The 12432-nt window shown below is 40.5% G+C and carries 10 protein-coding genes; 8 read left to right on the forward strand and 2 right to left on the reverse strand.

Annotation, left to right across the window (positions count from 1 at the left end):
- Positions 1–50: 50 nt before the first annotated feature.
- Both glnG and glnL read right to left on the reverse strand, forming a co-directional pair.
- On the reverse strand, positions 51–1526 hold the full coding sequence (gene glnG, locus FTV38_RS04965) for a nitrogen regulation protein NR(I) (protein WP_180021704.1): 1476 nt from the start codon (positions 1524–1526) through the stop codon (positions 51–53).
- A complete protein-coding gene (gene glnL / locus FTV38_RS04970) occupies positions 1516–2622 on the reverse strand; it encodes a nitrogen regulation protein NR(II) (protein ID WP_078188727.1) in 1107 nt (368 codons plus the stop codon). The genes glnG and glnL overlap by 11 nt, the downstream gene beginning before the upstream one ends.
- Positions 2623–2974: 352 nt before the next feature.
- On the opposite strand from glnL, the gene rimO reads away from it, so the two are divergent.
- The 8 genes from rimO to bamA all read left to right on the forward strand — a co-directional run bounded on the left by rimO (position 2975) and on the right by bamA (position 12417).
- A complete protein-coding gene (gene rimO / locus FTV38_RS04975) occupies positions 2975–4318 on the forward strand; it encodes a 30S ribosomal protein S12 methylthiotransferase RimO (RefSeq protein WP_180021706.1) in 1344 nt (447 codons plus the stop codon).
- Between the two features lie 45 nt (positions 4319–4363).
- The gene (gene pyrH, locus FTV38_RS04980; protein ID WP_078193535.1) at positions 4364–5092 is read left to right on the forward strand and encodes a UMP kinase; all 729 of its coding nucleotides are present in this window, start codon (positions 4364–4366) and stop codon (positions 5090–5092) included.
- 79 nt (positions 5093–5171) lie between these two features.
- Positions 5172–5726 (forward strand): ribosome recycling factor, encoded by a 555-nt coding sequence (frr, locus tag FTV38_RS04985; RefSeq protein ID WP_078188724.1) that lies wholly within the window; start codon positions 5172–5174, stop codon positions 5724–5726.
- A 6-nt stretch (positions 5727–5732) separates the two neighbouring features.
- The gene (gene uppS / locus FTV38_RS04990) at positions 5733–6488 is read left to right on the forward strand and encodes a polyprenyl diphosphate synthase (protein ID WP_078188723.1); all 756 of its coding nucleotides are present in this window, start codon (positions 5733–5735) and stop codon (positions 6486–6488) included.
- A complete protein-coding gene (locus FTV38_RS04995) occupies positions 6489–7313 on the forward strand; it encodes a CDP-archaeol synthase (protein WP_078193533.1) in 825 nt (274 codons plus the stop codon).
- Positions 7314–8510, forward strand: a complete 1197-nt coding sequence (gene ispC, locus FTV38_RS05000; RefSeq protein ID WP_168377611.1) for a 1-deoxy-D-xylulose-5-phosphate reductoisomerase — start codon at positions 7314–7316, stop codon at positions 8508–8510.
- Between the two features lie 3 nt (positions 8511–8513).
- Positions 8514–9869 (forward strand): RIP metalloprotease RseP, encoded by a 1356-nt coding sequence (gene rseP / locus FTV38_RS05005; protein ID WP_180021708.1) that lies wholly within the window; start codon positions 8514–8516, stop codon positions 9867–9869.
- Between the two features lie 85 nt (positions 9870–9954).
- Positions 9955–12417 carry an outer membrane protein assembly factor BamA gene (gene bamA, locus FTV38_RS05010; protein ID WP_373887005.1) on the forward strand — a complete coding sequence of 821 codons (2463 nt, stop codon included), beginning with the start codon at positions 9955–9957 and terminating at the stop codon, positions 12415–12417.
- Positions 12418–12432 lie beyond the last annotated feature (15 nt).

Here is a 12432-nt window from a genome sequence, read left to right on the forward strand (position 1 = left end):
TAAAAAAAAGCCAGTCAAGTGGCTGGCTTTTTTTAATGTAAACCAGAAAATTAACTTTCTAATTCTTCTTCGACATCATCTTCGGCACTGTCCATACCGAGTTCTTTAAGTTTACGGGTTAAGGTATTACGACCCCAACCTAAAAGTTCTGCTGCATGGCGCTTACGCCCACGTGTTTGCTGTAGTGCTGCATTGATGAGGGTGCGTTCAAACATTGGTGTGGCAATGTCGAGAATTTTCATCTCACCATTTTTAAGTTTTTGCACAGCCCATTGACCAAGTAATTCATCCCAATGATGCACCCCGATACGATCAATCCCTTGAGTAGCAGGATTGCCATCTGTGCCTTGAATTGGAATCTGTTTTAATTCAGAAGGTAAATCTTCTGGATAAACTTCACGGCCTGTGATCATGACTGTTAGCCAGCGACAGGTATTTTCGAGCTGACGCACATTACCTTGCCACGGCAGTTTTTGCATGTATTCTTGCGTTTCAGGACGCAGAATTTTCGGGCTTACCCCAAGTTCTTTGCCTGCACTTGCTAGGAAGTGCTGTGCAAGCATCGGAATATCTTCACTACGATGTGCAAGTTTTGGAATATGAATACGAATCACGTTTAGACGGTGGTACAAGTCTTCACGGAAGCGACCTTCATGTACTAACTTTTCTAAGTCTTGGTGTGTTGCCGCAACGATACGGACATCCACCTTGACTGGGATGTGACCACCAACGCGGTAGAATTCGCCATCCGCTAAAACACGCAGTAAACGTGTTTGAGTTTCAAATGGCATGTCGCCAATTTCATCAAGGAAAAGAGTCCCGCCATTAGCTTGTTCGAAACGACCTTGGCGCTGTGTGTTGGCACCTGTGAACGCGCCTTTTTCATGGCCAAATAATTCAGTTTCGATCAAATCTTTTGGAATTGCTGCCATATTGAGCGCAATAAAAGGTTTGTTGCCACGTGGTGAGTGTTTGTGCAACGCATGCGCAACCAATTCTTTACCCGTGCCTGATTCACCATTAATTAATACAGTAATGTGTGATTGAGAAAGACGACCAATGGCACGGAAGACTTCCTGCATAGCAGGTGATTCACCAATAATCTCTGTAGATTGAATCGGTTGAGCGGTTTTAGCAGATTCTTGTTGTTGCAATTTGGTAATATGCAAAATTGCACGGTTTACAAGTGCTAAGGCTTCATCAATATCAAAAGGTTTTGGTAGATATTCAAAAGCACCCGTTTGATAGCTCGACACAGCAGATTCTAAATCTGAATGTGCAGTCATAATGATCACAGGTAAGTCAGGGTAGTTGCCTTTGACTTTACCTAAAAAGGTCAGTCCATCAATACCCGGCATACGGATGTCTGTCAAAATAACATCTGGCGCATCGACACTTAACTGATCTAAAGCGGATTGTGCTTCTTCAAAACTGGTAACATCAAAACCTTCTTCTTTGAATGTTTTTTCCAGCACCCAACGCATGGCGCGATCATCATCGATGACCCAAATCTTATTACGCGACATGATCTGACTCCCAAGGTAAATATAGGCTAAATACTGTTTTTCCAGGAACTGATTGGCATTCAATCATTCCGTTATGTTGATGCATAATATTTTGTGCAATGCTTAGGCCGAGGCCTGTACCTTTCGCTCGTCCTGTCACTAATGGGTAAAATACGGATTCTAATATTTCTTGTGGGACACCCGGTCCATTGTCCTCGATGTCAATGCGTACCGCAGAACGTTTTAATACACCGTTGATGGTGACTAGCCGTTGAATACGTGTGCGCAAGGTGAGTTCTGGTTGATGCTCAACAAAGAACTCTTTATTTTCAGTCATCGCCTGAACGGCATTGACGCTGATATTCAGCATGACCTGAATCAATTGATCACGATCTGCCAGAACATCCGGTAAAGAAAGGTCGTAATCACGGGTGATTTTAATTTTCTTTTTGGTTTGGTTGACGATCAGTGAACGAACACGTTCAAGGGGTTCATGGACATTGACTGGTTCGTAACTTGGTAATTGTCTTGAACCAAGCATAGTGTCAGCAAGATTACGTAATCGGTCTACTTCACTAATAATAATGTCGGTGAATTCGCTGTACTTCGGATCATTTAAGCTACGCGCTAAAAGTTGTGTCGCCCCACGGATACCACCGAGTGGATTTTTAATTTCATGGGCAACACCACGAATCAGTTGTCGTGCGACTTGATGCTGTTGAATCAGGTTTTCTTCTTTAGAGATTTTTAACATCCGGTCGATTTGATTGAGCTCAATCAATAGCAAAGGGTGGTAGGGTTTACCTGAGTTGAGCTGTGACACGGTGTAATCGACATGAATGTCTTTAAAGTTGACATTAATCGTTGCTTCTCGGCGCGTATAGTGTTGACCAGAAGTTAATGTATTCATTAATGCATCATGCGTATTGAATTCATCATCGGGCATATGAAGTAAATTTAATACAGGCTGACCTGATGCACGAAGTAAGCTGATGTCAAAAAGCGCTTCACAAGATGAATTTAAATAAAAAATATTTAGGTTGCTATCGACCAATAAAATGGCAGTGGTTAAATTATCCACTAAAAGCCGGTAATCAATCGTCATAGTCTGATCCATTAGCGAGAGGTTCCTGTCTTAAAATGGCGCAATGGCATCTTCATAAAGCAAATCGTTCAATCTAATAAGGTTCGAATTGATGCAAGTTATGCAAGATATAAGCCAACTATTTGAGAAATACGCTAAGTTTTGATGCTTATTTGAATAAATGCGCTTATTTAAGACTTTAAATAAAGTGTATAGCCGATTAAAAACAGGCTGTAAATCAAAAATGCATTAAAATGGTGCAAATGAAATTATATGGATGAATTTATAGCATTATTTTGGTGCGTAATATAAAGAGTGGCCTTTTCACCTGTTTTTATGTTTTGAAAAGACATACAATACGCGGATTATAGTGGAGCGCAGATTCATGAAATCCCCCAAAGTCGGTTTTGTTTCTTTAGGTTGTCCTAAGGCATTGGTAGATTCCGAACGAATTTTAACTCAGTTAAAGACTGAAGGTTATGATGTAGCATCAGATTATGATGGTGCCGATTTAGTAGTTGTAAATACCTGTGGTTTTATTGAATCTGCAGTACAAGAGTCGCTAGATGCCATTGGCGAAGCGATGAGTTCAAACGGTCGCGTAATTGTGACTGGTTGTTTAGGTAAAGACGAAGACAAAATTCGCCAAATGCACCCAAATGTCTTAAAAGTGACAGGTGCTGCGGCATATCAAGAAGTGATGGAAGCTGTGCACGAATACGTGCCTGAGCCACCGAAACACAATCCGTTTATTGATCTAGTACCGGAACAAGGTATTCGATTAACACCAAAACATTATGCTTATTTGAAGATTTCAGAAGGTTGTAACCATCGTTGCACATTCTGTATCATCCCAAGCATGCGTGGTGATTTGGTTTCTCGTCCAGTAGGTTCAGTATTGACTGAAGCTCAAGCGCTGAAAAAAGCAGGCGTAAAAGAAGTCCTTGTGATTTCTCAAGATACATCGGCTTATGGCGTAGACACCAAATACAAATTGGACTTCTGGAACGGTCAGCCCGTTAAAACCAAATTCTATGACATGTGTGAAGCATTGGGTCAATTGGGTATCTGGGTGCGTCTGCACTATGTATATCCATATCCACATGTAGATGCTGTGATTGACTTAATGGCACAAGGCAAAATTTTGCCGTATTTGGATATTCCATTCCAACATGCAAGTCCTAAGATTCTAAAACTCATGAAACGTCCTGCGCACAGTGAAAATACACTGGAGCGTTTAAAAGTTTGGCGTGAGAAATGCCCTGATCTTGTGATTCGTTCTACATTTGTTGTGGGCTTCCCGGGTGAAACTGAAAAAGACTTCCAAATGTTGCTTGATTGGTTAAAAGAAGCGCAGCTTGATCGTGTGGGTTGTTTTACTTACTCACCAGTTGAAGGCGCGACTGCAAATGATTTGCCAGATCATGTGCCTGAAGAAATCAAACAAGAGCGTTATGAACGTTTCATGCAAGTTCAGCAAGAAATCTCTGCTGCGAAATTGCAAAGTCGTATCGGTCAGAAAATGACAGTACTTGTGGATGATCTTGAAGAAGAGTTCCCTGTTGCTGTTGCGCGTTCTTATGCAGATGCACCTGAAATTGACGGTAATGTTTTTGTGGAAGATATCGATAAGTCAGTGATTAAAGCAGGTGATTTACTTGAAGTGGAAATCACAGATGCAGATGAATATGACTTATTTGCAAAACTGATCTCGGTTAAGTCTGTTTAAACGATTCATTAAAAGTAATTGAAATTAAATAATTCGGAGTTGATGATGCTTGATTCTAAAAAACCACGTTTTGGTCGCATCCTGCTTAAGCTTTCAGGTGAAGCTTTAGCGGGCAATAAAGAGATGGGTATCGATGCACAAGTGCTCGATCAAATGTCACTCGCAATTGCGCACCTTGTTGGTTTGGGTGTTCAAGTGGGTATCGTTGTCGGCGGTGGTAACCTTTACCGTGGCAGCCAATTACAAAAAGATGGTTTGGTTGGCCGTGTAACAGGTGACCAAATGGGTATGTTGGCCACTGTGATGAACGGTTTGGCACTGCGTGATGCTTTGGTACGTCGTAATATCAAAACTCGTCTAATGTCAGCTTTACCCATTGGTGCTGTAGTTGAATCATATTCTAGCCGTGATGCAATTCGTCATTTAACACGTGGCGAAGTTTGTGTATTTGTCGCAGGTACAGGTAACCCATTCTTTACGACAGATACAGCAGCATGCTTACGCGGTATCGAGATTGAAGCCAATCTTATTCTTAAAGCGACGAAGGTTGATGGCGTATACAACAAAGATCCAAGTAAATATGAAGATGCAGTGAAATACGATGCATTAACATTTGACCAAGTTTTAGATGAAAAACTGGGTGTGATGGATTTAACTGCGATCTGCTTATGCCGTGACCACAACGTTCCACTTCAAGTATTTGATATGAACAAATCAGGTTCATTACTTTCAGTGGTAATGGGTGAAAAAGAGGGTACTCACGTTACTAACTAATGTACGTGGGCCTTAAAGCTCTTTATACTACAAGCTATTTTAGAATTTACATCTTTTCGAATTAAGTAAGGAAGATCACATGATTAACGATCTTAAAAAAGACGCAGAAGACCGTATGAACAAATCTCTAGATTCTCTAGAGCATGGTTTTGCCAAAGTTCGTACAGGCCGCGCGCACCCATCAATTTTAAACGGTGTTATGGTTCCTTACTATGGCTCTGATGTGCCATTAAACCAAGTAGCGAACGTGGGTGTAGAAGACTCTCGTACTCTACTTGTTCAGCCTTTTGAACGTTCAATGGTTGCTGCAATTGATAAAGCAATTCGTGAATCTGACTTGGGCTTAAACCCGATTACTGCTGATGCCATCCGTGTTCCTATGGCTGCATTAACAGAAGAAACACGTAAAGACATGCAGAAAGTTGCACGTAACGAAGCTGAAAATGCAAAAGTTGCGATCCGTAACATCCGTCGTGATGTTTTGGGTGATATCAAAGCATTGTTAAAAGAAAAAGAAATTTCTGAAGATGATGAGCGTCGCGCGGGTGATGACATTCAAAAAATCACAGACAAATTCGTTGCTGAAGTTGAAAAACGTCTGGCTGCAAAAGAAGCTGAATTGATGAAGGTCTAAGTTTTAATGACCTCATCTGAAGAAACTTCCCGTCTTCCAAAACATGTTGCCATCATTATGGATGGCAACAATCGTTTTGCAAAAAAGAATCAAATGCAAAAAGGTGAAGGGCATCGTTCTGGAAAGGACATCCTAGATCCCATCGTTGAACATTGTCGTAAAAGAAATATCCAAGCACTGACCGTTTTTGCTTTTTCGAGTGAAAATTGGAATCGTCCTCAGTTTGAGGTTGATTTGTTAATGGCTCTTCTCGAAGAAACCATTCATGAGCAGTTGCCACGCATGGAAAAATTTAACATTTCCCTACGTTTTATTGGTGATCGTTCTCGTTTATCTCCTAACTTACGTGACTTAATGTTGCAAGCCGAACAAAGGACTGCTAATTTCGACAGCATGACTTTAACTATTGCAATTAGTTACGGTGGTATGTGGGATATGGCACAGGCTGCAAAACAAATCGCAGCAGATGTTTTAACTAACAAAATAGATCTTGAAGCAGTGGATGCTGAAGTCTTTGGTCAATATGTCAGTTTAAGTGATCTACCTCCGGTAGATTTGTTAATTCGTACAGGTGGTGATTTCCGTCTCTCGAACTTCTTGCTTTGGCAAGCTGCGTATGCAGAACTTTATTTTACCCAGACATTATGGCCTGAATTTACCATTGAAGAATTTGACGACGCACTAGCAGTATTTGGTGGTCGTGAACGTCGTTTTGGTAAGACCTCAGAGCAGATTCAACAAGAGCAGTTTGAGAATAAATAAATGTTAGAGCGGATAATAACCGCATTGGTACTGGTTTCAGTTGTACTGAGTTGCATGTTTGCAACCGAGTCTAAATACCCAATGCTTGTGCTGATGATTATTGCATCAGCTGTCGCGGGTTATGAGTGGTTCAAACTCATGCCGCGGAATACACAAAATGTGATTAAACCTTTCGCTTGGGGCTATGGTCTAGTCACTGCTATTCTTTCAGCACTAGCATTGCATTTTACAGATGTTGCATTACTGCTTTGGGCGGCTTCGATCTTTACTTGGATCTTAAGTGTCTATTGGGTGAAGTCTTATCCTGATTACGATAACTGGTATAACCCGAGTCTGAGTGGTATTGGTTTAGTCTTAGTTCCTGCTGCGGTAACTGCTATTTTTTCTGTGTGGATGAACTCACCGTGGTGGCTCATGTATCTGTTCCTGTTGGTATGGGGTGCAGACAGTGGTGCATACTTCGTGGGACGTAAATTTGGTAAGAAAAAACTTGCACCAGATGTGAGCCCAAATAAATCGATCGAAGGTTTATATGGCGGTCTATTCACTGCAATGCTAATTGTCATTGTTGTTGAAATTATTTATCTAGATTTAAGCATCGCTGAACATATCTTATTTTTAATACTTTCAGTAATAACGGTATTTAGTTCAGTACTTGGTGATTTATTTGAATCGATGATCAAGCGTCGTGCAGGGATCAAAGATTCTGGTCGTATTCTTCCGGGACATGGCGGTGTGCTGGACCGTATCGACTCGTTGCTTGCCGCAGCACCTATCTTTGCAGCAGGTATGTATGTTTTAAAATTAATTGGCGTAGATTTATAGATGTCACAATCTGTTTGTATATTGGGTGTAACAGGATCCATTGGTCAAAGTACTTTAAAGATTCTGCAACAGCACCCCGAAGAGTATTCAGTTTTTGCAGTCACTGCACATAGCCGAATTGTAGAACTTGTCGAAATATGCAAACAATATCGACCGAAAATCGCAGTTGTTCCATTCAATAAAGTGGATGAACTGCGCCAATTACTCGTAGCTGAAAAATTAACTGATATTGAAATCCTGCATGATGAAGCAGGATTAATCGCAGTAGCAGAACATCCACAAGTTGATGTGGTCATGGCAGCTATTGTGGGGGCAGCAGGATTGCTACCTACATTGGCTGCTGCGAAAGCAGGTAAACGCGTGTTGCTTGCAAATAAAGAAGCGCTGGTGATGTCGGGTGACATCATGATTCAGACCGCACGTGAAAATAATGCTTTGTTGCTGCCGGTCGATTCTGAACACAATGCAATTTTCCAATGCTTGCCTGAAACTTATCTACAAGGTGAGCGTCATGGTCAGCCAAAGCTAGGTGTCAAACAAATTTTACTTACCGCTTCTGGTGGTCCATTTTTGCATCATAGTTTAGAACAATTGCAAAGTGTGACGCCTGCACAAGCCTGTAAGCATCCAAATTGGTCGATGGGGCAAAAAATTTCTGTTGATTCTGCAACGCTGATGAATAAAGGCTTGGAATTGATCGAAGCCTGTCATCTTTTTGCAGTTGAAGAACAATTTGTAACAGTTGTTGTCCATCCACAGAGTATCATTCATTCAATGGTTCAATATGTAGATGGTTCGACTTTGGCACAAATGGGAAATCCTGATATGTGTACGCCTATCGCTCATGCATTAGCGTGGCCAAAGCGTATTCAAACACATGTGCCTCCATTAGATTTATTTGTTCATTCACAGTTAAACTTTGAACAGCCTGATATACAGCGATTCCCAGCACTAAAATTAGCACGTCAAGCCATGAAGGCTGGAGGCTTAGCTCCTACGATTTTAAATGCAGCCAATGAAATCGCCGTGGCAGCATTTTTGCATGAGAAAATTGGCTTTACTCAAATCCCGCAAATTGTGGAACATGTGTTGGGGCAAGTTGAAAACTCAGCTGCAAATAATATTGATGTTATTTTGCATGCAGATAAATCGGCACGTATGGTTGCTGAAAAAGCAGTATTGAATTCAGGAAGTTAAGACATGAATGCCTTGTTTATGATTATTGCAGCAATATTGCTACTTGGACCGCTGATAGCGATTCATGAATTTGGGCATTATTTCGTTGCACGTAAACTGGGCGTAAAGGTTTTAGTTTATTCGATTGGTTTTGGCCCAACACTGCTCAAGTGGACGTCGAAGAAATCAGGTATTCAATATCAACTGTCTGCATTACCACTGGGTGGTTATGTCAAAATGTTAGATGAGCGTGAAGGTGATGTCGCAGCAGAAGACTTACCGAAAGCATTTAACAGACAACACCCTTGGAAACGTATTGCAATTGTTGCTGCAGGGCCACTCATCAACTTGGCTTTTGCTGTGGTGTTGTTTTGGATTTTATTTTTACCTGCACAGGAACAGCTCAATACGCGCGTAGGTAAAATTTTACCAAATACACCAGCAGCGGCTGCGCAAATGCAGTCTGGTGATAAAATTACTGCCGTAGATGGTACTCAAGTATCCACTTGGGAGCGCTTGAATTATGCCTTGGTTGATCGTGTGGGTGAAACTGGCAACATTCAAATTCAAGCTGAACGTGCAGGGCAAATTCAAAACTTCAGTTTACCAATTCAGAGTTTTTTACGCGACCAAACTCAGTCACCACTCGATGTTCTTGGTTTTACGCCATATCGTCCTGAAATTCCTGCAGTGGTTTCAAAACTCAGTGAAGATGGCGCAGCGATTCGCCAAGGGATGCAAGTGGGTGATCGAATTGTTTCGATTGATGGCGTAAAAATGAAAGACTGGTTTGATGTTGTACAAGTTGTACAAGCTTCTCCAGAAAAGTTACTTAAAATTGATGTTTTACGACAAAATAAAATTGTGCATTTAAACGTGATGCCGCAAGGTAAGCGTGACCAAATGGGTAAAGTCACAGGTCTTTTAGGTGTACAAAGCGATCCGGGTAAAGTCAATATTCCCGCCGAATACAAACAAACCATTCAATACACGCCTGTAGAGGCGATGGGCAAAGCGGTAGAAAAAACAGGGCAGATATCTAGTATGATCCTGAATTCTATTGTAAAAATGGTGCGTGGTTTGGTGGGTTTGGATAATTTATCTGGTCCGATTACCATTGCGAAAGTGGCTGGACAAAGTGCTGAAATGGGGTGGCAAACCTTCATTTCATTTATGGCACTGATGAGTGTGAGTTTAGGTATTTTAAATTTACTACCGATTCCTATGCTCGATGGCGGTCATTTAATTTACTATTTTATTGAATTAATTCGTGGTAAACCTGTTTCTGAACAAATACAATTGGTTGGATTAAAAATTGGTATGGTATTGCTGGGTAGCATGATGCTACTGGCTCTATTCAATGACATTATGCGTTTATAAGAACGTTATACGAAATAAATTAACAGCGGAAAAGACTGGCATGCAGCACAAACATTTATTTATGCCATTGGCACTGGTTAGTGCTATGGCCGTAGCACAACAAGTATATGCAGCAGATGATTTTGTAGTACAAGATATTCGTGTTGATGGCTTAGTGCGTTTAACTCCTGACAATGTAGCCGGAATGATCCCATTCTCCGCTGGTGATCGTGTCAATGATCAAATCATTTCAAACTCAATTCGTAGCATGTTTGCATCGGGTTTGTTTGATGATGTCAAATCTTCACAAGTCGGTAATACCCTTGTATATACAGTGGTTGAACGCCCAGTAATTTCTAAAGTTGAGCTAAAAGGCAATAAACTTATTCCTAAAGAAGCCTTGGAAGAAGGCTTAAAGAAAATGGGTCTGTCTGAAGGTGAAGTTTTAAAGAAATCATCTTTGCAAACGGTTGAGACTGAATTAGAACAACAGTACATGCAGCAAGGTCGTTATGATGCTGATGTTAAAGTTATTACAACCGCTCAACCGAATAACCGTGTCAATGTCTTAATCGAGTTTGAAGAAGGTCAATCTGCCAAAGTATTTGATATCAATATCATTGGTAATACGGTTTTTAAAGAAAGTGAAATTAAACAAATTTTTGCATTAAAAGAAAGTGGTTGGAACTCGATCATTTCTCGTAATGACCGCTATGCACGTGAAAAGATGGCTGCGAGTTTAGAAGCTTTACGTGCGATGTATCTCAACAAAGGTTACATCAACTTCAACATTACTAATTCAAGTCTGAATTTGAGTGAAGATAAAAAGCATGTCTTTATCGAAGTTTCGGTGGATGAAGGAGAACAATTTAAGTTTGGTGAAACCCATTTCTTAGGTGATACGCTTTATACGCAAACTGATTTAAACGCTTTAAAACTCTATAAAGATGGCGATTTATATTCACAAGAAAAAGTGAATGGTGTTAAACAACTTTTACTTCGTAAATATGGTAACGCAGGTTACTACTTTGCAGAAGTGAACATTGTTCCTGAAATCAATAAAGACACCAAATTGGTTGATTTAAATTACTATGTGAATCCGGGTCAGCAAGTCACTGTTCGCCGTATTAATTTCACAGGTAACTCGAAAACAGCTGATGAAGTTCTACGTCGTGAAATGCGTCAAATGGAAGGCGCATTAGCAAGTAACGAAAAAATTGATTTGTCTAAAGTGCGTTTAGAACGTACTGGTTTCTTTAAAACCGTTGATGTTAAGCCTGCACGTATTCCGGGTACGCCAGATCAAATTGATTTAAATGTAAATGTTGAAGAGCAGCATTCGGGGACAAGTACTTTAGCTGTTGGTTTCTCACAAAGTGGCGGTGTAACTTTCCAAGCAGGTTTGAGTCAAACCAACTTCTTGGGTACAGGTAATGCAGTTTCTATTGATTTGTCACGTTCAGAGACTCAAGATTACTACAACCTAAGTGTAACTGACCCATATTTCACTATTGATGGTGTACGCCGTGGTTATAACTTGTACTACCGTAAAACCAAGTTAGATAACGACTATAACGTTAATAACTACGTCACTGATAGTTTTGGTGGTGGTATCAACTTTGGTTATCCGATCGATGAAAACCAAAGTATCAGTATGGGTTTGAATGTTGATCAAACTGATGTAACTACAGGCCCATATGTATCTACGTATGTCCGTGACTACTTACTTGCTAACGGTGGTAAAGCTACAGGGAAAGGTTCTTACTGCCCAAAAGATGCTAATGGTGAGTCTCAAAATACTGTACCTGTTTATAATGATAAAAACGAAATAATTGGTTATAAATGTGCTGTTGAAGAAATTACTTATGATAATGAATTTAAAGGTGATTTCTTAACTTATAACCTTAACTTGGGTTGGTCATATAACACCTTGAATCGCCCGGTATTCCCTACATCGGGTATGTCACACCGCGTCAATGCCGAAATTGCATTACCGGGTAGTGATGTTGAATATCAAAAAATCACTTACGATGCTCAAGCTTATTTCCCACTCGGTAAAGACTTTGTATTACGTGGTTACGGTAAGTTAGGCTATGGTAATGATTTGCCGTTCTATAAAAACTTCTATGCTGGTGGTTTTGGTTCGGTACGTGGTTATGATAACAGTACTTTAGGGCCGAAATATCCTGGTGTGTATTATGATGCGCAAAATCAGGTTGACTACGATCCAGAAGAAGTCGGTGGTAATGCTTTAATTCAATTTGGTACTGAATTAGCTTTACCTGTACCATTTAAAGGTGATTGGGCTCGTCAAGTTCGTCCAGTTTTATTTGCTGAAGGCGCACAAGTATTTGATACCCAATGTGATGTTCCTAAATCTAGTGAAGACCGTCAATACTGTAAAGATAATTACGGCTTTGATATGAATAACATGCGTTATAGCGTTGGTGCTGGCTTTACTTGGATCACGATGATTGGTCCAATTTCACTGAGTTATGCATTCCCGCTTAATGATAAAGCTGGCGATGAAACAAAAGAAATTCAATTCGAGATTGGTCGTACATTCTAAGTACGACCCTTCTAG

It is taken from the genome of Acinetobacter sp. YH16044 (genome assembly GCF_013417145.1).
GTDB classification, from domain to species: Bacteria; Pseudomonadota; Gammaproteobacteria; order Pseudomonadales; family Moraxellaceae; genus Acinetobacter; species Acinetobacter amyesii.